The following is a 20,250-nucleotide window of genomic DNA, read 5'->3' on the forward strand; positions in this document are numbered from 1 at the left end:
GGAAACAGGTCGCCGGCTTACAGCGCCTGCGCAGTCTTCTTCGCGGCTTGCTGAGTTGGGCCGGACGCGCTTCGGCCCGGCTGGCTGACCTGGCTGCGCTCCTGCTCCGTCTTTTCAGGCGTAGCCAGATAGGATTCCAGCGAGTCGTCCATCGCTTTCAGCCACGGCGTGTGGTGCGGGCTGGCCATCTTGCCGGTGATGACCGAGCGGTAGATGTTGTCGCGGAAGGTGAGGATGTTCTCCTTCTTGTGCGCGATCCACTGGAGGAAGATCCGCTTCGCACCGTCGATGTCGAAGCTGGGATAGTCGGTCTGTTCGATCAGGCTGCGCACATAATCGCCCTGGAACTGGATCATGTCCGCATCGTCCTGCAGGGCTTCTTCCCGTTCACGCCACTGCTGGCTGTGCCGACGCATCTCGCTCTGGTCGGGCAGGGCGATGCGCCCCAGTATCACGTCACGGACAAACCAGGCCTGGGCGTCGAACATGTTGAAGGTGAACCACTGGTCCTGCATACCCAGATAGAACATCTTCGGATTGTTCTCCCAGACGACGCCCTGATACAGGTTCAGGGGCCAGAGCCGGTTGTCGGTCTTCAGTCGTAATGATTCGTCCAGGAAAGGAAAGTGGTGCTGATAACCGGTACACAGGATGATCGCGTCAACGTGGCGGGAACTGCCGTCCTTGAAGTAGGCGGTGTTGCCATCTACTTTCAGCAGTAATGGTTTTTCCTCCCAGTTGCTGGGCCAGTCGAAACCCATGGGCCGGCTGCGGTAGCTGGTGATGATGTTGCGGGCACCGTATTTGTAGCACTGCGAACCGATATCTTCGGCCGAGTAGCTGCTGCCCACCAGCAGCACGTCCTTGTCCTTGAATTCCAGCGCGTCGCGGAAGTCATGCGCGTGCAGGATGCGCCCGTTGAACGTCTGGAAGCCCTCGAATTCCGGCACATTGGGAGTGGAGAAATGGCCGGAGGCAACGATCACGTGATCGAATGTTTCGGTGCTGATCACATCGGCGCTGTGGTCGTGTGAGGTCACGCTGAACTTGCCGGTCTGCTCATCCCAGGTCACCTGGCGCACAGGGCAGTTGAAGCGGATGTATTTGCGTACGTCGGCCTTTTCGACGCGCCCCTTGATGTAATCCCAGAGCACCTCGCGCGGCGGGTAGGAGCCGATCGGCCGGCCGAAGTGGTCATCGAAGCTGTAATCGGCGAACTCCAGTCCCTCCTTGGGGCCGTTGGACCAGAGATAGCGGTACATGCTGCCGTGGACCGGCTCGCCGTGCTCGTCCAGGCCGGTGCGCCAGGTGTAGTGCCACAAGCCACCCCAGTCGGACTGCTTTTCGTAACAGACCAGTTCGGGGATCTCGCAGCCCAGCTGCTGGGCGGACTGGAATGCGCGGAGCTGGGCCAGGCCACTGGGGCCGGCGCCGATGATGGCTATTCTCATATATATTTCCTTGTCTAACTATAAATAGCTGATCTGCCGCCGGAGCTTGAACACGACGGCATGAATCAGCAACACGAGGACAAGCCGAACGGTGTCGGCTTTGTTGAAAAGATGATTAGAGGTGTAATCATACAGCAAGGACGGGTTGAGATCTAATCCAGGCGCCGAGCGGCGGGTTGCCGGCAGATGTAATATATTGATTGCTCGCGTTTCATTACCCGAAGGACTCGTCTCCTTGTCTGATTCCCACCGTCTGCCCCGCTGGCTGCTGATCCTGATACCGCTGCTCTTGCTGGCCGGCTGGCTTGGCTGGCAACAATGGCTTGGTCCGCAGGTGCCGGGGTACCGGCTGGAAGCGCGACCGCTGGTGCAGCGGGTGGTAGCCAGTGGTGAGGTGGACAGCCAGTCGCTGGCGCAGGTGGGAAGTGAGATCACTGGCGTGATCCGGGCGCGCCATGTGCGCGAGGGGGACAGCGTCCGAGCCGGGGATCTGCTGCTGGAGTTACGCGATGAGGACCAGCAGGCCCGTGTGGGGGAGGTGGAAGCGGCCCTGGACCAGCTGGTCCAGCTGCAGCGGCCGCAGGCACAGGCGGCCTTGAGCGAGGCGCGAACCGATCTGCAGCAGGCCACCCGCGAGCGTGAACGGCGAGACGAATTGTTCCGCCGGCAGCTGGTATCCGCAGAGCAGCGCGAGCAGGCCCGTCAGGCCGAGGTGAGTGCCCGCACCCGGTACGAGCGGGCGCAGCTCGCTGCCAGGGCGGCCGCCGTCGGGGGCAGTGACGAACAGATCCTTCGGCAGCAGCTGGCTGCCGCCCGCGCTGCGCTGGAGAAAACCCGGATCCGCGCCCAGGTAGATGGTGTGGTACAGACGCGTGATGTCGAGCCCGGTGATCTGGTACAGCCGGGCAAGGCGCTGTTGCAGATTGCCCGTACCGACAGTCGGGAAATCATCGTGCCGCTGGATGAAAAGGACATGGGGCCGGTCAGACTGGGACAGCCGGCACTGGTGATTGCCGACGCCTACCCGGAGCAGGTGCTGCAGGCCAGGGTGAGTTTCATCGCGCCGGCCATCGACAGCAGTCGCGGGACCATCGACATCCATCTCGAGCTGCTCGAACCGGCGGATTTCCTCCGCCAGGGCATGACGGTCTCGGCGGATATCCGTACCGGCCATCGCGAACAGACGCTGGTGCTGCCCAATGACGCGCTGCACAACCGCCGTGGCGAACAGGCCGAGGTGCTGCGCTGGGGCAGTGATAATCAGGTACAGCGGGTGCCGGTCCGCCTGGGTCTGCGGGGCACCGGTCTGACCGAAGTCGTCGAAGGCCTGAGCGAGGGGGATGTGGTCATCGCCGACGACCTTGCCGAAGGCCAGCGCGTACGGGTGCGCATCGAGCCGATGCTCGCCGGCGAGGCCTGAGCATGCTGCGCCGGTGGCGGGCCAGCGCCTGGACCGAGTGGCTGATCGCCCTGCGTTTTCTGGTCGACAACCGTCTGCAGACCTTGATGATCCTGCTGGGCATAAGTGTCGGCTCGGCAGTCATCGTGTTCATCACTGCGCTGATCAGCGGGCTGCAGGACAACGTGGTCGAGCGCACCCTCGGCACCCAGGCGCATATCCGGGTGCTGACCCCGGACCAGTTCAACCGGTTGGCGCCGCTGCCAGATGGCGCCGTTTCCCTCACCCTTGAAAACCCGCGTGCCCAGCGCCTGCGCTCGATCGGCAACTGGCAGGACGTGGTAGCCGTGCTGGATCGACATCCGCGCCTGCTGGCGGTCTCGCCGGTGGTCAGTGGGCCGGCGCTGGCGCTCAGTGGTGTGGCCCGCGAGTCGGTGGCGCTGGTCGGCATCGACCCGGTGCGCTATGAACGCATCATTCCCATCAGCGAAGACCTTGTCGCCGGCGAGTTCCGGGTCGGTGCCGGGGACGGCGTGATCGGCAGCGAACTGGCACGGGATCTGGGGCTGGGCGTAGGCGATAAATTGCGGCTCGATGGTGGCGCCGAACGGGAGGCTGTGATCGATATCGCGGGTATCTTCGAGCTGGGTGTGCGCGAACTGGATGCCCGCTATGTCTATCTGGACCTGAAGCAGGCGCAGACGCTGCTGGCGCTGCCCGGCGGGGTGACGGTGATCGACACGCGGGTGGATGAGATTTTCGATGCGGAACAGCTGGCGCGACGCATCGAGCGCCTGACCGGACTCAAGGCCGAGAGCTGGATGCAGACCAACGGGCAGCTGCTCAACGCCCTGAAATCCCAGAGTATGACTACCGAGATGATCCGCCTGTTTGTCGGTATCTCGGTGGCCTTCGGCATCGCCAGTGTACTGGCGGTCAGCGTGGTGCAGCGTACCCGTGAGATAGGCATCCTGCGCGCCATGGGCAGCCCGCGCGGGCAGATACTCAGGGTGTTTCTGCTGCAGGGCGGGCTGCTCGGGCTGATCGGCTCGGCGATCGGCTGTGCCGTGGGCTGGGGACTGGTGCAGGTGTTCAATGTGTTCGGCCCGGGCCTCTTCCAGGTGACAGTGGGGCCGGAACTGATTCTAGGGTCGGTGCTGGTCGCCATGTTCGCCGGCGTGCTGGCCGCCGCCGTGCCGGCCCGACGTGCGGCGCGCTACGACCCGGCGGAGGCGATCCGTTATGTCTGATGAGGTGCTGCGGCTCGATGCCATCGGCAAGACCTTCAACCCCGGGACGCAGCTGGAGAGTGCCGTGTTGCGGGATATCAACCTGCGGCTGGGGCGCGGTGAGCTGACAGCGTTGATTGGCCCTTCCGGCTCGGGCAAGAGCACGCTGCTGAACCTGATCGGTCTGCTCGATGTGCCGAGCAGCGGAGAACTCTATCTGCAGGGGCAGCCCACCCGCAACAGCGACGACCAGACCCGCACGCGGCTGCGCAACCAGGCGCTGGGCTTCGTGTTCCAGTTTCACCATCTCGTTTCCGCCTTCAGTGTGCTGGAAAATGTGCTCATGCCGCTGATCATCCGTGATGGCCGGCCCTCGGCGGAGACGGTCGAGCTGGCGCACGGCCTGCTGCGGGAGGTCGGGCTCGACAACCTCGCGGCGAAGAAGCCCACCGAGATCTCCGGTGGCCAGCAGCAGCGGGTGGCCATCGCCCGGGCACTGATCACTCGCCCACCGTTGCTGCTGGCGGACGAGCCTACCGGCAACCTCGACAGCAAGACAGCCGACGGTGTGTTCGAGCTGTTCCGGCGGATCAACGACCAGTTCGGCTGCTCCATCCTGGTGGTTACCCACGATCCGCGTCTGGCCGCCAGCTGCCCGCGAACGGTGCAGCTGGTGGATGGGCGCATTGTCAGTGACGAAAAGAGCGCACCGGCTCCGTCCTGAAGAAAAAACTTGATTGTTATAATATAACAATACTAATCTCGCTCCTCCGCGAGCCGGCACCGGCTTGCCCACTGGCCGAAGGGGAGGGAGCAATGAAGAAGTACGGGTTTCTGGGAGCAGGAGCAGTTGCGGTGACTGGCTTGCTGGCGCCGCCGCTGGTGGCCGATGACATGGCCGCGCTGCCCGACACGGTGGTTCAGGCATCGGCCCTGGCCAGCCGCGCAGGTGATCTGAGTTCGGCGACCACGGTGCTGCAGGGTGAGGACCTGACCCGGCGGCGGTCGGCTACCCTGGGCGACACCCTGGCGGGTCTGCCGGGCATACACTCCAGCGGCTTCGGACCCGGGGTCGGCCGACCGGTGATTCGTGGCCTGGAAGGTAGCCGGGTCAGGGTGCTGAGCGACGGCACCGATGTACTGGATGCTTCCACCAGCAGTCCCGATCATGCCATTACCGGCGAGATGCAATTGCTGGAGCGGATCGAGGTGATCAAGGGGCCGGCCACGCTGATGTACGGCGGTGGTGCTATCGGCGGGGTGGTCAACCTGATCGATCGGCGCGTGCCGACCTATGTGCCTGAGCGCGGCATCGAGACTGACCTGGAGCTGCGTGGCAATACGGTGGCCGATGAGCGTGCGGGTGCCCTCGGGGTGACCGCCGGTGCGGGTCAGTTTGCCCTGAGGCTGGAGGGCAGCCGGCTGGACGCGGACCCCTACGACATTCCCGGCAGCCCTTCGCAGCAGGCGGGTGCCTTCAACGAATCCGACTCCGCCGGGCTGGGGCTGAGCTGGATAGGTGACCGGGGTTACCTTGGCCTCGCCTACAGCGAGCAGAACCGCGAGTACGGCCTGCTGGCCCATGAACATGCCGATTGCCATACCCATGGGCCTGTCTGGCATTGCGGGGGGCATGGTCACGACCACGGCCATGACCATGATCATGGCGACCACGATGCCGCCTATATCGACATGCGTCAGCAGCGCTGGGATCTGCGCGGTGAATATCGCCAGCCCTTCGCCGGGTTTGAGCGGGCGCGCCTGCGGGTGGCCCATACCGATTACCGCCACCGGGAGATCGAAGGCAGCGAGGTCGGCACCCGGTTCGAGAACCAGGGCAGCGAAGGGCGACTGGAGCTTACCCATAACCCCATCGGGGGCTGGCGGGGCGTGGTCGGCGGGCAGACTTCCCGGCGCGATTTCTCGGCCCTCGGTGAAGAGGCCTACGTGCCGGCGACCCTGACCGCCAATCATGCGCTGTTTCTGGTGGAGGAGCTGGAGCGCGGCGACTGGCGCTACGAGTGGGGCCTGCGCCACGAATGGCAGAACATCGATGTGAAACGCAGTGGCCGCGATGCCTCCCACCGGGGCACCTCGGTCTCGGCCGGCGTTACCTGGCGCTTGGTGCGCGATCACGCCCTGTTCGCCAGCCTGTCCCGCTCCCAGCGCCTGCCCACCGCAGAGGAGCTGTATGCCATGGGCCCCCACGCGGCAACGCGTACCGTGGAGCTGGGCAATGCCGACCTCGGGGAAGAGACCGGCTACAACCTGGAACTGGGATTGCGCAAGCTCAGCGGCCGGCTGACCTACAGACTGAGCGCCTACCGCAATCAGGTGGACGACTTCATCTTTGCGGCTGACGCGGGCTACGACCCCGGCGGTGATTATCGCGTGGTCGAATACCAGCAGGCGGACGCGGTATTGCAGGGGCTGGAAGGCAGCCTGGGGATACAGGCGACCGAGCGGCTGCGGGTGACGCTGTTTGGCGATACGGTACGCGGCAAGCTGCGGGATGGCGGTGGCAACCTGCCGCGTATTCCGGCCGACCGCTACGGGCTGCGCCTGGAGCAGCAGCTGACCGGCCAGCTTGATGCCCAGCTGGAAGGCTACCGGGTGCGCCGGCAAAGCGATACCGCCGCCTACGAAACCGATACCGGTGCCTACACCATGCTCATGGCCGGCCTCAGTTACCAGGGGTTCAGCCAGAGCGGGGTGCACTACCTGCTGTACGCACGGGCGGACAATCTGCTGGATGACAAGGCCCGCCAGCACACCTCCTTCATCAAGGATGAGGTATTGCTGCCGGGGCGGAATCTGACAGTGGGCGTACGCCTGGGCTTCTGATCCATTGAGCAAAGCGCTCCGGGCTGCAACACTCATCCCCTGATGTTCAACCCGGAGCCTTTGCATGTACAAACTCTGTTTCTTTGTTCCCGAATCCCATCTCGAGCCGGTCAAGCAGGCGGTGTTCGCCGCCGGTGGCGGGCGCATCGGTGACTACGAGCATTGCTGCTGGCAGGTGCTGGGGCAGGGGCAGTTCCGGCCGGGACCGGGCGCGGACCCCTTTATCGGCAAGGCGGGTGAATTGGAAACCGTGGCGGAATACCGGGTGGAACTGGTGTGTGAGGATGAGCTGATAGCGGATGTCGTGGCTGCGCTGAAAGCGGCCCACCCCTATGAGGAACCGGCCTACGACGTGCTGCGGCTGGCGGAATTCTGAAACGGGCGTGATACCGGAGGCGCCGAAGGCCGGGATCGCTCCCGGCCCTGGTGCAGTGGCTCAGTTGGCGCCAAACGGCTGCGGACGCGGTGTATCGTTGGTGGAGGGCGGCAGAATCGGCAGCGTGATTTCCGGCTGCTCCCCGGTCAGGGTCTTCAGGAAGGCGACCACGTTGTCGATCTCCTCTTCGTTCAGCTCGCGCCCCAGCTGCAGGCGAGCCATGACGTCGACCGCGTCCTCCAGCTTCCAGTAGGCACCATCGTGAAAGTAGGGGTAGGTCAGCTCCACGTTACGCAGGGTCGGCACCTTGAAGTTGAAACGGTCCGCATCCTTGCCGGTCACCGCAACACGCCCCTCGGCCGGGTTGGTGGTCTGGTAGGGCTCGACCACGCCCATGCGCTGGAATGACGTGCCGCCGGCGTTGGGTCCGTTGTGGCAGGCCACGCAGCCGATCGACTTGAAGGTGTTGTAGCCGGCCAGCTCCTGTTCGGTGATGGCATCATCGTCACCCTTGAGCCACAGGTCAAAGCGTGAGTTCGGTGTGACCAGGGTCTCCTCGAACACCGCGATGGCGTCGGTGATGTTCTCGATGGTCACCTCGGAGGTGCCGTAGACCTTGGCAAACTCTTCCCGGTACTGCGGAATGGAGTTGATCACGTCCACCGCCAGCACGTGGCTGGATGCCATCTCCAGCGGGTTGGCGATCGGGCCACCGGCCTGCTCCTGCAGGTTGGCTGCACGGCCATCCCAGAACTGCGCCACGTTCAGGCTGGAGTTCAGCACCGTGGGAGAGTTGATCGGGCCTTCCGCCCAGTTGTGACCGATGGAGGTCGGCAGGTTGTCGCTGCCACCGGTGGAGAGGTTGTGACAGGAGTTGCAGGAGATGAAACCGGACATCGACAGCCGCGGCTCGAACCACAGCTTCTTGCCAAGCTCGACCTTTTCTGGGTCGGTGATCACCGCCGGCTCGATGGGCTTGATCAGCTCGGTCTGCAGGCGATCGGCGAACGCGTGAGCGCTCAGACCGATGCCCGCGGCAACAGCGATACAGAGCAGTTTCTTCATGTTGCGACTCCTTAATGCGTAATCTCATCAGGCATGAACTTGCGCCATGCTTTTAATTGGCTATCACTATCGCAAAGTGGTGGCGAAACCGTGTTGATCTGGGTCAAGGTATGATTTCGACCCGGGTACCATCCGGTACCAGATCCCACAGCTCCTGCATGTCGGCGTTGTCCAGGGCGATGCAGCCGTTGGTCCAGTCCAGGCCGCGGAAGAACCATTCGGGGTATTCCTCATCGACCGGTGTGCCGTGGATCATGATCATCCCGCCCGGATCCACCCCCCGTTCCCAGGCCTCGGCGCGGTCCTTGAGGTTAGGATAGTCAAGATGCAGGCTCAGGTTGTACCTCGGGCTGCGGTGTCGCCAGTCGATATGGTAGATGCCTTCAGGGGTGCGGTTGTCGCCGCGTTGCTGCTTGTGCCCCACCGGCTCGCGGCCCAGCGCTACGCGGTAGCTGCGGATGACCTCGCCGGCGCTGATGACATCGAGCCGCCGCTCCTGCTTGTGCACCAGCAGCCGCTCGACCGCGGGGGCCGCGGCGAGGGTGCCGGCAAGACACAGGCCCAGCAGAAAGAGAACGCAGCGGACCATCAGGCCGGGCCGCCGCGCAACGGGCGGGTTATGTCTGCCATGCGCACAGGGAACTGCTGCTGCCGGTAATCGAGAAAATATTGTTTCAGGGTTTTGCCTATGGTCGGAAACGCCAGCTGATCCCAGGGGATTTCCGCTTCGCTGAACAGGCCGACCTCCAGGCTTTCTTCGCCGGGAGCAAAGCTCTCGTCCACCAGCTGACCGCGGAAGAACATGTACACCTGATTGATGTGGGGCAGGTTGAACAGCATGTACAGCTGCTGGTCGGCGACCCTGGCGCGGGCTTCTTCCCAGGTTTCACGCAGTGCTGCCTGCTCGGTGGTCTCACCGTTCTCCATGAACCCGGCAGGCAGCGTCCAGTAACCGTGGCGCGGCTCAATGGCGCGGCGACACAACAGGACGAAGCGCTGATCGGTCACCAGGCAGCCGGCCACGATGCGCGGGTTCTGATAATGGATATGCTGGCAGTGGTCGCAGATGTATCGCGGGCGGGTATCCCCGGGGGGGATGTGCTCGGTGACACCCTGGCCACAGTGACTGCAGAACTTCATCTCGCCTGTCTCTTGGTTGCGCTGGCTCGCCTGTATCTTGCGGTGCAACGGCTTCGCGGTAAAGGGGCAGCGGGGCCGTGACGGCGGGCATGATGGTATATTCATCAGGTCCGGCCGGCTGGCCGGTGCATGGTGATCATGCCATGATTGTGAAAAACGACGAGGTAGGTTGCATGCTGGACAAGGTACGCTCGCGGATCCCGGAGTATCGGCCGCGCGTGGTGGATACGTCGGGACTGGCCGAAGCGGGGGTTCTGGTGCCGGTGACCTGCGTGAATGACAGGCCGGAGATCATCCTCACCCTGCGTTCCAACAACCTCTCTACCCATTCCGGAGAGGTGGCGCTGCCCGGCGGGCGTCGCGACCCGGGGGATATGGATCTGGCCTACACGGCGCTGCGTGAAGCTCACGAGGAAATCGGCCTGCTGCCCGACCTGGTCGAAGTGGTCGGCCCGCTCGGAACCCTGGTCTCCCGCTTCGGCATCAAGGTTACCCCCTACGTCGGCATCGTTCCGGATGTCTTCGATCTGCGACCCAATGAGGACGAAATCCAGGAAGTATTCCGGGTGCCGGTGAGCTACTTCCTCGAGGATCACCGGGAGATGACCCATCGCATCGACTACGAAGGGCGCAGCTGGTACGTACCCAGCTACAACTACGAGGGTTACCGGATCTGGGGGCTTACCGCGCTGATCCTGGTCGATCTGATGAACGTCGCCTTCGACGCCCACATTCCGCTGGATATCCCTTCGGAAAGCGTCAACAACCGCTGAACAGCACAACAGGAGCAAGAATGAAGTACAGATTGGGCGATGATCGTGTGGAAACCGCCGAGGGCAGCTGGATTGCCGACAGCGCAGTGGTGATCGGCAAGGTGCGGCTGGAAAAGAATGCTAGCGTCTGGTTCAACGCGGTGCTGCGGGGCGACAATGAGCTGATCCTGATCGGCGAGAACAGCAACGTCCAGGACGGCGCCATCATGCACACCGACCCCGGCGCCCCGCTGACCCTGGGCAAGAACGTCACGGTCGGTCACAAGGCCATGCTCCACGGCTGCACCGTCGGCGACAACAGTCTGATCGGGATCAACGCGGTAGTGCTCAACGGCGCCAGGATCGGCCGTAATTGCATCATCGGTGCCAATGCATTGATCCCCGAGGGCAAGGAGATTCCCGACGGTTCGCTGGTAATGGGCTCGCCGGGCAAGGTGGTGCGTGAACTCACGCCGCAACAGCAGCAGGCGGTCACCGCCGGCGCGGCGCACTATGTACATAACGCCCAGCGCTACCAGCGTGATCTGCAGCCGCAGGAAGACTGATGAGCGATCAGCCACCGGTGAAATCCCCCTGCGTACACGTCTGCAGCCTGGACGACGCTGATATCTGCATCGGCTGTCAGCGCAGCGGCGCGGAGATTACCGAGTGGGGGCGCGCCAGCAACGAGCGACGCCGGGAGATCCTGCGTCAGTGTGAGATCCGGGCCCGCCGGCAGGGCGTCTGGATGAATACCGCAACAGTGGAAGGATAATCATGCCCCGTATCGGAACGCCCCTGACCGGAAACGCGACCCGCGTGGTGCTGCTTGGCTCCGGCGAACTCGGCAAGGAGGTCGCCATTGAACTGCAGCGCCTGGGCTGCGAGGTCATTGCCGTGGACCGCTACGCCAACGCACCGGCGATGCAAGTGGCCCACCGCAGCCACGTCATCAACATGCTTGACCCCACCGCGCTGCGTACGGTGATCGAGCAGGAACGGCCGGCTTTTATTGTTCCTGAGATCGAAGCCATTGCCACGTCTGAGCTGGTCGAGCTGGAAAGCGAGGGGTTCACGGTCATTCCCACCGCCCGCGCCGCGCGCCTGACAATGGACCGCGAAGGCATCCGCCGGTTGGCCAGTGAAGAGCTGCAGCTGCCGACTTCGCCGTATCGCTTTGCTGAAGGGCATGAGGAGTACCTGGCGGCGGTGCGTGAAATCGGTCTGCCCTGCGTGGTCAAGCCGGTAATGAGCTCCTCCGGCAAAGGCCAGAGCCTGCTGCGCAGCGACGAGGATATCGAATCCGCCTGGGAATATGCCCAGTCAGGTGGCCGGGCGGGCCTGGGTCGGGTGATTGTCGAAGGCTTTGTTGATTTCGACTACGAAATCACCCTGCTGACCGTGCGCCACAGCGGCGGCACCAGCTTCTGTGCGCCCATCGGTCATCGCCAGGAGTCCGGCGACTACCGTGAGTCCTGGCAGCCGCAGGCGATGAGCGAGCGGGCCCTGGCCGCAGCCGAGGACGTTGCCCGCCGCATCACCGATGCCCTGGGCGGACGTGGTGTATTCGGGGTGGAGCTGTTCGTCAAAGGTGATCAGGTGTGGTTCAACGAAGTGTCACCGCGGCCGCACGATACCGGCCTGGTGACGCTGATCTCCCAGGAATTGTCCGAGTTCGCCCTGCATGCTCGGGCGGTCCTCGGCTTGCCGATTCCGCAGATCCGCCAGTTCGGTCCCGCCGCCTCGGCGGTGGTTCTGGCTGAAGGGAAGTCCGATGCAGTGAGCTTCGGCAATCTGCAGCAGGCCCTGAGCGAGCCTGATACCCAGCTGCGGCTGTTCGGCAAGCCGGGGGTGGACGGCCTGCGACGCATGGGCGTGGCGCTGGCGCGGGCGGAGGACACTGATCTGGCTAGAGCCCGTGCCACCCGCGCCGCTCATGCGGTAAAGGTGGAGCTGTAGGGCGTCAGTCCTGCGCCGCGTTGGCAAGCGCGGCGTCCCGCGGCCACAGCCGGACGCTCTTGATCATGTTGTCCTTGGTCTGAAGGATTTCCATCCGGTAGTTGCCGATGGTCAGACCGACGCTGGTGTCGGGAATGTGCTCCAGCCGCTCGGTGATCAGGCCGTTGAGGGTCTTGGGGCCATCCTCCGGCAGTTGCCAGCCCAACTGGCGATTGATATCCCGCAGCGCGACGCTGCCATCGATCACGTGGGTGCCGTCCGGCTGCGGATGGATATCGTGATTGGCCGGCAGCAGGTCGGTGGTGAACTCGCCGACGATCTCTTCGAGGATGTCCTCCAGCGTGATCAAGCCGATCACATCGCCGTACTCATCCACCACGAAGCCGATCCGCCGCTTTTCCTTCTGGAAGTTAACCAACTGGGTATGCAGCGGCGTATTCTCCGGAATGAAGTACGGCTCCCGGCAGGCCTCGATCAGATTTTCTCTGGTCAGCTCGTTGCGGCTCAGCAGCCGGGCAATGGCCCGCATGTGGATCAGGCCGGTAACGTTGTTGATATCGCCGCGGAACACCGGCAGTCGGGTGTGGTGGCTGGTGCGCAGCTGCTCGAGGATGGTCGGCATGTCGTCGTCCAGATCGATACCGTAGGTCTCGTTGCGCGGCACCATGATGTCGTTGACCGTCATGCGCTCCATATCCAGAATGCTCAGCAGCATATTCTGACGTCGGGGCGTGATGCCCAGACTGGCCTCGTTGACCACCGTACGCAGCTCGTCGGTAGTCAGCTGGGCAGCCTGTGCGCTCTGCAGGGTCACGCCGAACAGCCGTAGCAGGCCGTTGCTGAGTGTGTTGCTCAGCCATACCACGGGATAGAGCACTCGCTGCAGCAGAGTCAGGACAACGGTCACGCGGAAGGCTACCGTCTCCGGCCGGATGGCGGCGAAGGTTTTCGGCGTGATCTCGCCAAAGATCAAGACCACGATGGTGAGCAGTACAGTGGCAATGGCGATTCCCGCATCGCCCCAGAGCTGGGTCGCCACCACGGTAGCGATCGAGGCGGCCAGAATATTGACGACGTTATTGCCTACCAGGATGGTGCCGAGCAGCCGGTCTGGCCGGGCGAGCATTCGCTCGGCTCGCTGAGCGGGGCGGATGCCCTTCTTGCTCAGGTGCCTGAGACGGTAGCGGTTGAGGCTCATCATGGCCGTCTCGGAGCTGGAGAAGAACGCCGAGCCGGCGATCAGCAGGGCAAGTATCAGCAATAACAGACCGGTGCTTGTATCGCTCAAGGGCTACCTCGGTGCGGGGTTAAGTTCAGCCGGTCATCGGCAGCAGGATCTCGCGGACCAGCTTGCTGCCGAAGAACGCCAGCATCAGCAGAACGAAGCCGCCCAGCGTCAGGCGGATGGCGTTGCTGCCGCGCCAGCCGCGGACATGCCTGCCCCACAGCAACACCGCAAACACCACCCAGGCCAGGCAGGAGAGCAGGGTCTTGTGTGCCACGCCCTGGGCGAACATGTTGTCCAGGAACACGAAGCCGGACAGCAGCGCCAAGGTCAGCAGTACCTCGCCGCACAGCAGGAACTGGAACAGCAGCGCTTCCATGGTCTGCAGGGGCGGGAAGGCATGATTGAAGCGCACCGGGTTGCGGTGACGCAGCTGGTGGTTCTGGAACGCCAGCAGGGCAGCCTGGAAGGCGGCGATGGTCAGGATGCCGTAGGCCAGTATCGACAGCAGCACGTGGACCAGCAGGGCGGAATGACCAGGCACGGTAGCGGCCCGGTGGTCGGGGAAAAGCCAGGCCAGCAATTCGGTGACGAGGGCGAGGGGAAACAGCACGATCAGCAGGCTGGTGACCGGTGCGCGGAGACTGAAGACCAGGGTAACGGCGATCACCAGCCAGGCAATCAGGGAGGAAACGTGGAAGAACCCGAATGACAACCCCTGTCCGGTGAAGATTTCGGTGGACAGACCCACCGCATGGGCAACAAGTGCTGCGGCGCCGACGCTGCGCAGCAACGCGGGACTGGCACCCTGCCGTTTGCGCAGGCGGTCCAGCTGATAGAGCGTACCGCCCAGATAGAGGATGGCGGCAAGCAGGGAGGCGATCAGGGTTATCATACGTCCTTGAGAATGGTTATCAATTGGAGCCTGAAGTGTCGCACAAGCTGCAGTGAGGATAAAGCGCTTGCTGCACGTACACAAACCCCAATGTATACTGCCCGGCCAGATTGCCTCAACCCGCAGCCGGGGTGCATGGGCCAAGGAGAACGCACTGATGTTTGAAAATCTTACCGAACGCCTGTCCGGTACTCTTGCCGGGGTGACCGGCCGTGCCAAGCTGACCGAAGAGAATATCAAGGATACCCTGCGTGAAGTGCGCATGGCCCTGCTCGAGGCCGATGTTGCGCTGCCGGTGGTCAAGACCTTCGTCGATCAGGTGCGCGACCGTGCCGTGGGTCAGGAAGTGTCCCGCAGCCTGTCCCCGGGTCAGGTGTTCGTCAAGATCATCAAGGCCGAGCTGGAAGCGGTCATGGGCGAGGCCGAAGGGCTGAACCTCGCGGTCACGCCGCCGGCGGTGATTCTCATGGCCGGTCTGCAGGGCGCCGGTAAGACCACCAGTGTTGCCAAGCTGGCCAAGACGCTGCGCGAGCGGCAGAAGAAGAAGGTCATGGTGGTCAGTGCCGACGTCTACCGTCCGGCAGCGATCAAGCAGCTGGAAACCCTGGCTGGTGAGGTGGGTGCCAATTTCTTCCCCTCCGATATCAGCCAGAAGCCGGTGGAGATTGTCGAAGCAGCGATGAAGGAGGCCAAGGGCCGCTTCATGGATGTGCTGATCGTCGACACCGCCGGTCGCCTGCACATCGATGCCGACATGATGGAAGAGATCAAGGCAGTGCACGCAGCGGCCAGGCCCGCCGAGACGCTGTTCGTGGTCGATGCCATGACCGGTCAGGACGCCGCCAATACCGCCCAGGCGTTCAACGAGGCGCTGCCACTGACCGGCGTGATCCTTACCAAGGTCGACGGTGACGCCCGCGGTGGTGCCGCATTGTCGGTGCGCCATATCACCGGCAAGCCGATCAAGTTCCTCGGCGTCGGCGAGAAGACCGACGCCCTCGAACCCTTCCATCCCGACCGGGTCGCCTCGCGCATCCTCGGCATGGGTGACGTGCTCAGCCTGATCGAGCAGGCCGAGCAGAAACTGGACAAGGCCAAGGCCGAGAAGCTCGCCAACAAGCTGAAGAAGGGCAAGGGCTTCGATCTCGAGGACTTCCGTGATCAGCTGCAGCAGATGCGCGGCATGGGCGGGCTGGGCTCGCTGATGGACAAGCTGCCGATGATGGGCAAGATCAATCCGGCGCAGATGGAGACGGCCCAGGTCCAGGCCGAGAAGCAGTTCAAGCAGATGGAAGCCATCATCAACTCGATGACGCCAGCCGAGCGTCGCAACCCGGACATCATCAGCGGTTCGCGCAAGCGCCGCATCGCTGCCGGCTCCGGCACCCAGATCCAGGACATCGGCCGGGTGATCAAGCAGCACAAGCAGATGCAGAAGATGATGAAGAAGGTCAGCGGCAAGGGCGGCATGGCCAAGCTGATGCGGGGCATGGGCGGTATGGGTGGCGGCGGAATGTTGCCCCCCGGTGGTGGAATGCCGCGTTTCTGAGCGCTTGCTGCGCTGGGCCGGCATCAGTTCTGACAGTGCTGCGGGCGGGTCGTCCGGGGCACTGCACAAAGGGTTTCATTTGTTTGCGATATTCCGTAGAATACGCGACCTTTCGGGCTACATGCCCGTGATGAATCCATGGGTGTTACTCAAATACAGGAAATGATCTTCACATGGTAACCATTCGTCTTGCTCGTGGCGGCTCCAAGAAGCGCCCCTTCTACCATCTGACCGTGGCCGACAGCCGCAACGCCCGCAACGGCCGCTTCGTTGAGCGCGTTGGATTCTTCAACCCGGTTGCAGCCGGTGGCGAGATCCGCCTGTCCGTCAACGACGAGCGTGTGAACTACTGGCTGAGCCAGGGTGCCAAGCCGTCCGAGCGCGTTGCATCGCTGCTGAAGGAAGCTCAGGCCTCTGCCTGATATGAGCGCCCGGCCTGAATCGGCGGGTGCGCCGTTGCTGGTACTCGGCAAGATCGTATCGGTTCACGGTATACGCGGAGCGGTAAAGGTGTATTCGCACACCCAGCCGCTGGACAACGTGCTGAACTACCCCGTCTGGACGCTCCGGAAAGGGCAGCAACAGCAGCAGGTGTCCGTTATCGCAGGGCGTGTTCAGGGACGTGTTCTGGTGGTTCAGCTCAAGGGGCTGAGAGACCGGAATGAGGCTCTGGAGCTGGTGGATTGGGAGATCTGCGTTCCGCAATCCGAACTGCCCGACCTGTCGGAAGGCGAGTATTACTGGCATCAGTTGGTGGGTCTGCAGGTAGTGACCCTTGAGGGGCAACTGCTCGGTCGTATCGACCACCTGCTGGAAACCGGCTCCAACGATGTCATGGTGGTAAGGCCCTGTGCGGGCAGTATCGATCAGCGCGAGCGGCTGTTGCCGTATCTGCCTGACCTGTACGTAAAGCACATCGACCTGAGCGAAGGTGTCATGCAGGTCGACTGGGATGCGGAGTTCTGACCGGTGTGGGCCGGTGTGGTTACCCTGTTTCCCGAGATGTTCACGGCGTTGACCGGGCACGGTGTGACCGGGAGGGCCGTCAAGCGGGGCCAGTTGACTGTCGAGTACAGCAATCCCCGTGACCATGCCCACGACCGGCACCGTACGGTCGATGATCGGCCCTTCGGGGGCGGCCCGGGCATGCTGATGAAGGTCGAGCCCTTGCTGGAGGCCATTGAAGCCATCCGCGAGAAGGCTCCCTCCACCCCGCGGGTGATCTATCTCTCACCGCAGGGGCAGCCGCTGACCCAGCAACGGGCAGAGGAGCTGGCGCAACTGGACAGCCTGGTGCTGCTGTGCGGCCGCTACGAGGGTATCGACGAGCGCATCATCGAGATGTGTGTCGACGAGGAGATTTCCATCGGAGACTATGTGTTGTCCGGTGGCGAGCTGGGAGCCATGGTGCTCCTGGATGCGGTAACCCGGCTGATCCCCGGCGTGCTCGGGCATGCGGATTCAGCAGTGGAGGATTCATTTTCGGAAGGGTGGCTGGATTGTCCGCACTACACCCGGCCGGAAGAGTTTGCAGGGCAGCGCGTACCGGAGGTGCTGCTCAGTGGTAATCATGAACTGATCCGGCGCTGGCGACTCAAGCAGTCCCTGGGCAGAACCTGGCAGCGACGCCCGGAACTGCTGAAGGAGCTGACGTTGAGCAAAGAACAGCAGCAACTGCTGGCGGAATACATCCGCGAGCAGGAAACCGATAACCATTGAAGCAAGTCCGGCGGCTTGTAGGAGTTTTAGAAATGTCCAACATCATTGCCCAGCTCGAAGCCGAGCAAATGAACCGTGAAATCCCTGCGTTCGCGCCGGGTGACACTGTCATCGTCCAGGTAAAAGTGAAAGAAGGCGATCGTCAGCGTCTGCAGGCCTTCGAAGGCGTGGTTATCGGTAAGCGTAACCGTGGTCTGAACTCCGCCTTCACCGTGCGCAAGATCTCCAGCGGTGTCGGCGTCGAGCGTACCTTCCAGACCTACTCCCCGATGGTTGACAGCATCACTGTCAAGCGCCGTGGTGACGTGCGCAAGGCCAAGCTGTACTACCTGCGCGCCCTGTCCGGTAAGGCCGCTCGTATCAAGGAAAAGCTCAACTGATCGAGCCTGTACCTGGTACCACAGAAAACCGCCTTCGGGCGGTTTTTTGTTATCCGGGATTTGTCCTGGCAAGCGCCAGAGTGATTTCAGCGATCAGCCCACCCGTTGGCCGTGGCTTGAGTTCGAGCGCGCCGCCGAATCGCGTAGTGATGGCGCGGACAATGGAGATGCCCAGGCCGGCGCCATCCTGATATTGACGCCCCCGGTCGCCCCGCCAGAATCGGCGGCCGATCTGCCGCAGCTGCTCGGGGTCCATTCCCGGGCCCTGATCGGCCACCGCAATGACGCAGCGCCGGGCCGGATGGTCGAAAGCGGCCGTTATCTCGATGGGGGTACCCTCCGGTGAATAGCGCAGCGCGTTATCCACCAGGTTCCGCAATGCCGTTTCCAGCAGCGATCTGGGCAGCGGGGTGCCGGCATCGTTACCCGTCACGGTGAAGATCAACCGGCTTCGCTGGCTGGCCTCGGTGCGATCCAGCACTTCCTCCACGGCAGCCAGCACCGAAATGCATTCATCGCCTTTGGTGGGAACGGCCTCGGTGCGCGCCAGGGTCATCATCTGGTCGAGAATGCGGCGCAGTCGACGTACTCCTTCCTCGGCGCTGGCGAGCGAGGCTTGCGCGTCTTCGCCGTCACTCAGGCGTGCCACCTGCAGATGGGTGTCGATGACGGTCAGCGGTGTGCGCAGTTCATGGGCGGCCGCGTCGGTGAAGGCGCGCTGGCTTGCGAGCGCCTGGGCCAGACGGGCCAGCAGCGCATTCATCGCATCAAGGACCGGGCGCAGTTCGGTGGGTGAACGGCCGACCACAATCGGCGTGATGTCATCCGTGTCCCTGGCGCGCAGCTGTTCGCGCAGCGCTTCCAGCGGGGCCAGACCGCGCCCGATACCCATCCAGAGGGCCGCCAGGCCGCCCAGAAAGGCGATCAGGAAAGGCACACCCGCCGCGCCCAGCAGGTTGTTGATCAGTACGTTCCGCTCATCGATGCGGTCCGCTGTGGTGATCTGGTAGCCGTTGTCGTGGAGGATATAGACCCGCCACTGCCTGCCTTCCACTTCCCGGGTACTGTAACCGGCGGGGAGGGTGGCGAAATCCGACGTGGGAACGCTGCCGGTGCTGGCCAGTACCTCTCCGCGCAGCGCCCGGATTTCGCAGGCGATGCCTTCCTTGCCACTGACGCGCACTGCATCGGTGAAGTTTGCCGGCGAGGCATTCGGGTCCAGTGCTGCCCCTTCGAGCAGGCCCGCGACCATGCGGGCCGACATGGCCAGCCGGCCATCCAGGGTGCGGTCCAGGTTGGCGCGCATGCCCTGCGTCATCCAGGCTGCAGCCAGTGCCCAGAGCACCATCAGGGCGATGCCGGTGATCAGCACCGCACGCAGGCGCAGGCTCATTGGGAGCAGCTCCAGCCCAGCCGGTAGCCAAGCCCACGGGCGGTTTCGATGGCCTCCGCGCCGAGCTTTCTCCGGATATTGTGAATATGCACGCTGAGCGCATTGCTGCTGACTTCCTCACCGAGGCCATACAGGCGCTCATTGAGCGCGTCGGAGGATACCCAGCGCCCATCGGCGGCCGCCAGGTGAACCAGCAGATCGACCTCCCGGCGTGACAGGGTGACCGGCTCGCCACCCAGCCAGGCGAGACCGCTGTCCGGCTCCAGGCGCAACGGTCCGGCCTCGATGGTCTGGACAGCCCGGCCCTGGGTGCGCCTGACCAGCGCGTGCAACCGAGCGGCGAGCTCGCGCAGGTCGAACGGTTTGACCAGATAGTCATCGGCACCGCTCTGCAGACCGGCGAGCCGGTGTTCGATGGCGTCCCGTGCCGACAGCACCAGTACCGGAAGCTCGGGCTCGAAACGTCGCATTCTGGTCATCAATTCCAGACCTTCGAGGTCGGGGAGGCCGAGGTCGAGGATCAATGCCTGAAAGGTGTCCTCGAGTTGCGCCGTCTCCGCGGCAGCAGCGGTATCCACATGGCGCACGGAAATTCCGTGTTTGCGTAGTCCGGCGACAATACCCTGACCGATGAGGATGTCGTCCTCTACCAACAGAACGCGCATATTCGATCTCTGCGTTGAAAAAGACCATCTTAGGCCAGAGCGTTGATGTACGTCAGCCATGGATCGCGGGTGTGCTTCCTTTAACATTTGCTTAATCGGGCTATGCTAAAAGCACGCCTCGCGTCAGATAGACAGCGATGCCAGAGCCGCGCAACGCGGCGACTTCAGGAGTTCAAAGTGCTAAGAAAACATATCCGGGGGGGCTGCTG

22 protein-coding genes are annotated in these 20,250 nt (G+C 63.3%); 14 read left to right on the top strand and 8 right to left on the bottom strand.

Going from position 1 to position 20,250, the window contains the following annotated elements:
• Positions 1–17: 17 nt before the first annotated feature.
• Positions 18–1,457 (bottom strand): trimethylamine monooxygenase, encoded by a 1,440-nt coding sequence (locus IEW63_RS01055; protein ID WP_188635511.1) that lies wholly within the window; start codon positions 1,455–1,457, stop codon positions 18–20.
• Between the two features lie 229 nt (positions 1,458–1,686).
• Here IEW63_RS01055 and IEW63_RS01060 point away from each other — a divergent pair, with 229 nt between their 5' ends.
• From IEW63_RS01060 to IEW63_RS01080, 5 genes are all read left to right on the top strand, one after another.
• On the top strand, positions 1,687–2,871 hold the full coding sequence (locus IEW63_RS01060; protein ID WP_229710249.1) for an efflux RND transporter periplasmic adaptor subunit: 1,185 nt from the start codon (positions 1,687–1,689) through the stop codon (positions 2,869–2,871).
• 2 nt (positions 2,872–2,873) lie between these two features.
• Positions 2,874–4,100 carry an ABC transporter permease gene (locus IEW63_RS01065; RefSeq protein WP_229710250.1) on the top strand — a complete coding sequence of 409 codons (1,227 nt, stop codon included), beginning with the start codon at positions 2,874–2,876 and terminating at the stop codon, positions 4,098–4,100.
• Complete coding sequence (locus IEW63_RS01070; RefSeq protein ID WP_188634755.1) at positions 4,093–4,803, top strand: ABC transporter ATP-binding protein; 711 nt, start codon at positions 4,093–4,095, stop codon at positions 4,801–4,803. Before IEW63_RS01065 ends, IEW63_RS01070 begins: the two co-directional genes overlap by 8 nt.
• Before the next feature lie 92 nt (positions 4,804–4,895).
• On the top strand, positions 4,896–6,923 hold the full coding sequence (locus tag IEW63_RS01075) for a TonB-dependent receptor (protein ID WP_373288197.1): 2,028 nt from the start codon (positions 4,896–4,898) through the stop codon (positions 6,921–6,923).
• Positions 6,924–6,987: 64 nt separating this feature from the next.
• Positions 6,988–7,299 carry a YqfO family protein gene (locus IEW63_RS01080; RefSeq protein ID WP_188634756.1) on the top strand — a complete coding sequence of 104 codons (312 nt, stop codon included), beginning with the start codon at positions 6,988–6,990 and terminating at the stop codon, positions 7,297–7,299.
• Between the two features lie 60 nt (positions 7,300–7,359).
• On the opposite strand, the gene IEW63_RS01085 is transcribed toward IEW63_RS01080, so the two are convergent.
• From IEW63_RS01085 to IEW63_RS01095, 3 genes are all read right to left on the bottom strand, one after another.
• Complete coding sequence (locus IEW63_RS01085; RefSeq protein WP_188634757.1) at positions 7,360–8,364, bottom strand: cytochrome-c peroxidase; 1,005 nt, start codon at positions 8,362–8,364, stop codon at positions 7,360–7,362.
• Positions 8,365–8,467: 103 nt separating this feature from the next.
• Positions 8,468–8,953, bottom strand: coding sequence for a L,D-transpeptidase family protein (locus IEW63_RS01090; protein ID WP_188634758.1), 486 nt, complete (start codon positions 8,951–8,953; stop codon positions 8,468–8,470).
• Positions 8,953–9,504 carry an NUDIX hydrolase gene (locus tag IEW63_RS01095; RefSeq protein ID WP_188634759.1) on the bottom strand — a complete coding sequence of 184 codons (552 nt, stop codon included), beginning with the start codon at positions 9,502–9,504 and terminating at the stop codon, positions 8,953–8,955. Before IEW63_RS01095 ends, IEW63_RS01090 begins: the two co-directional genes overlap by 1 nt.
• Before the next feature lie 173 nt (positions 9,505–9,677).
• On the opposite strand from IEW63_RS01095, the gene IEW63_RS01100 reads away from it, so the two are divergent.
• The 4 genes from IEW63_RS01100 to purT are packed head-to-tail and all read left to right on the top strand — an operon-like array spanning position 9,678 to position 12,215.
• Positions 9,678–10,277 (top strand): CoA pyrophosphatase, encoded by a 600-nt coding sequence (locus tag IEW63_RS01100; protein ID WP_188635515.1) that lies wholly within the window; start codon positions 9,678–9,680, stop codon positions 10,275–10,277.
• Between the two features lie 20 nt (positions 10,278–10,297).
• Positions 10,298–10,822 carry a gamma carbonic anhydrase family protein gene (locus IEW63_RS01105; RefSeq protein ID WP_188634760.1) on the top strand — a complete coding sequence of 175 codons (525 nt, stop codon included), beginning with the start codon at positions 10,298–10,300 and terminating at the stop codon, positions 10,820–10,822.
• Positions 10,822–11,031, top strand: a complete 210-nt coding sequence (locus IEW63_RS01110; RefSeq protein ID WP_188634761.1) for a DUF1289 domain-containing protein — start codon at positions 10,822–10,824, stop codon at positions 11,029–11,031. The genes IEW63_RS01105 and IEW63_RS01110 overlap by 1 nt, the downstream gene beginning before the upstream one ends.
• 2 nt (positions 11,032–11,033) lie before the next feature.
• Positions 11,034–12,215, top strand: coding sequence for a formate-dependent phosphoribosylglycinamide formyltransferase (gene purT / locus IEW63_RS01115; RefSeq protein WP_188634762.1), 1,182 nt, complete (start codon positions 11,034–11,036; stop codon positions 12,213–12,215).
• Positions 12,216–12,219: 4 nt separating this feature from the next.
• Here the strand turns inward: purT and IEW63_RS01120 are convergent, their stop codons facing one another.
• Together IEW63_RS01120 and IEW63_RS01125 are read right to left on the bottom strand one after the other, a co-directional pair.
• Positions 12,220–13,503 (bottom strand): HlyC/CorC family transporter, encoded by a 1,284-nt coding sequence (locus tag IEW63_RS01120; protein WP_188634763.1) that lies wholly within the window; start codon positions 13,501–13,503, stop codon positions 12,220–12,222.
• A gap of 25 nt (positions 13,504–13,528) precedes the next feature.
• Complete coding sequence (locus IEW63_RS01125; RefSeq protein ID WP_188634764.1) at positions 13,529–14,335, bottom strand: cytochrome C assembly family protein; 807 nt, start codon at positions 14,333–14,335, stop codon at positions 13,529–13,531.
• Between the two features lie 157 nt (positions 14,336–14,492).
• Between IEW63_RS01125 and ffh the strand changes: the two genes are divergently transcribed.
• The 5 genes from ffh (at position 14,493) to rplS (ending at position 17,983) form a co-directional block, all read left to right on the top strand.
• Entirely contained in the window at positions 14,493–15,884 is a 1,392-nt protein-coding gene (gene ffh / locus IEW63_RS01130) for a signal recognition particle protein (RefSeq protein ID WP_188634765.1), read from the top strand.
• Between the two features lie 173 nt (positions 15,885–16,057).
• On the top strand, positions 16,058–16,306 hold the full coding sequence (gene rpsP / locus IEW63_RS01135) for a 30S ribosomal protein S16 (RefSeq protein ID WP_188634766.1): 249 nt from the start codon (positions 16,058–16,060) through the stop codon (positions 16,304–16,306).
• A 1-nt stretch (position 16,307) separates the two neighbouring features.
• Positions 16,308–16,850 (top strand): ribosome maturation factor RimM, encoded by a 543-nt coding sequence (gene rimM, locus IEW63_RS01140; protein WP_188634767.1) that lies wholly within the window; start codon positions 16,308–16,310, stop codon positions 16,848–16,850.
• Between the two features lie 3 nt (positions 16,851–16,853).
• Entirely contained in the window at positions 16,854–17,603 is a 750-nt protein-coding gene (gene trmD, locus IEW63_RS01145) for a tRNA (guanosine(37)-N1)-methyltransferase TrmD (RefSeq protein ID WP_188634768.1), read from the top strand.
• 32 nt (positions 17,604–17,635) lie between these two features.
• On the top strand, positions 17,636–17,983 hold the full coding sequence (gene rplS, locus IEW63_RS01150) for a 50S ribosomal protein L19 (protein WP_090536095.1): 348 nt from the start codon (positions 17,636–17,638) through the stop codon (positions 17,981–17,983).
• A 49-nt stretch (positions 17,984–18,032) separates the two neighbouring features.
• Here rplS and IEW63_RS01155 read toward each other — a convergent pair whose 3' ends face one another.
• Together IEW63_RS01155 and IEW63_RS01160 are read right to left on the bottom strand one after the other, a co-directional pair.
• Positions 18,033–19,376 carry an ATP-binding protein gene (locus IEW63_RS01155; protein WP_188634769.1) on the bottom strand — a complete coding sequence of 448 codons (1,344 nt, stop codon included), beginning with the start codon at positions 19,374–19,376 and terminating at the stop codon, positions 18,033–18,035.
• A complete protein-coding gene (locus IEW63_RS01160) occupies positions 19,373–20,041 on the bottom strand; it encodes a response regulator (RefSeq protein WP_188634770.1) in 669 nt (222 codons plus the stop codon). Before IEW63_RS01160 ends, IEW63_RS01155 begins: the two co-directional genes overlap by 4 nt.
• Between the last annotated feature and the right edge of the window lie 209 nt (positions 20,042–20,250).

Origin of the sequence: Halopseudomonas pertucinogena (assembly GCF_014646575.1) — a bacterium.
GTDB classification, from domain to species: domain Bacteria; phylum Pseudomonadota; class Gammaproteobacteria; order Pseudomonadales; family Pseudomonadaceae; genus Halopseudomonas; species Halopseudomonas pertucinogena.

What these genes read in the sequence shown, in the direction of transcription:
- IEW63_RS01155 (WP_188634769.1), bottom strand. Translation starts at nt 19,376, where the DNA reads ATGAGCCTGCGCCTGCGTGCGGTGCTGATCACCGGCATCGCCCTGATG.
- IEW63_RS01100 (WP_188635515.1), top strand. Translation starts at nt 9,678, where the DNA reads ATGCTGGACAAGGTACGCTCGCGGATCCCGGAGTATCGGCCGCGCGTG.
- IEW63_RS01090 (WP_188634758.1), bottom strand. Translation starts at nt 8,953, where the DNA reads ATGGTCCGCTGCGTTCTCTTTCTGCTGGGCCTGTGTCTTGCCGGCACC.
- IEW63_RS01160 (WP_188634770.1), bottom strand. Translation starts at nt 20,041, where the DNA reads ATGCGCGTTCTGTTGGTAGAGGACGACATCCTCATCGGTCAGGGTATT.
- IEW63_RS01085 (WP_188634757.1), bottom strand. Translation starts at nt 8,364, where the DNA reads ATGAAGAAACTGCTCTGTATCGCTGTTGCCGCGGGCATCGGTCTGAGC.
- IEW63_RS01125 (WP_188634764.1), bottom strand. Translation starts at nt 14,335, where the DNA reads ATGATAACCCTGATCGCCTCCCTGCTTGCCGCCATCCTCTATCTGGGC.
- IEW63_RS01110 (WP_188634761.1), top strand. Translation starts at nt 10,822, where the DNA reads ATGAGCGATCAGCCACCGGTGAAATCCCCCTGCGTACACGTCTGCAGC.
- IEW63_RS01075 (WP_373288197.1), top strand. Translation starts at nt 4,896, where the DNA reads ATGAAGAAGTACGGGTTTCTGGGAGCAGGAGCAGTTGCGGTGACTGGC.
- IEW63_RS01080 (WP_188634756.1), top strand. Translation starts at nt 6,988, where the DNA reads ATGTACAAACTCTGTTTCTTTGTTCCCGAATCCCATCTCGAGCCGGTC.
- rpsP (WP_188634766.1), top strand. Translation starts at nt 16,058, where the DNA reads ATGGTAACCATTCGTCTTGCTCGTGGCGGCTCCAAGAAGCGCCCCTTC.
- purT (WP_188634762.1), top strand. Translation starts at nt 11,034, where the DNA reads ATGCCCCGTATCGGAACGCCCCTGACCGGAAACGCGACCCGCGTGGTG.
- IEW63_RS01070 (WP_188634755.1), top strand. Translation starts at nt 4,093, where the DNA reads ATGTCTGATGAGGTGCTGCGGCTCGATGCCATCGGCAAGACCTTCAAC.
- rplS (WP_090536095.1), top strand. Translation starts at nt 17,636, where the DNA reads ATGTCCAACATCATTGCCCAGCTCGAAGCCGAGCAAATGAACCGTGAA.
- IEW63_RS01065 (WP_229710250.1), top strand. Translation starts at nt 2,874, where the DNA reads ATGCTGCGCCGGTGGCGGGCCAGCGCCTGGACCGAGTGGCTGATCGCC.
- IEW63_RS01095 (WP_188634759.1), bottom strand. Translation starts at nt 9,504, where the DNA reads ATGAAGTTCTGCAGTCACTGTGGCCAGGGTGTCACCGAGCACATCCCC.
- IEW63_RS01105 (WP_188634760.1), top strand. Translation starts at nt 10,298, where the DNA reads ATGAAGTACAGATTGGGCGATGATCGTGTGGAAACCGCCGAGGGCAGC.
- ffh (WP_188634765.1), top strand. Translation starts at nt 14,493, where the DNA reads ATGTTTGAAAATCTTACCGAACGCCTGTCCGGTACTCTTGCCGGGGTG.
- rimM (WP_188634767.1), top strand. Translation starts at nt 16,308, where the DNA reads ATGAGCGCCCGGCCTGAATCGGCGGGTGCGCCGTTGCTGGTACTCGGC.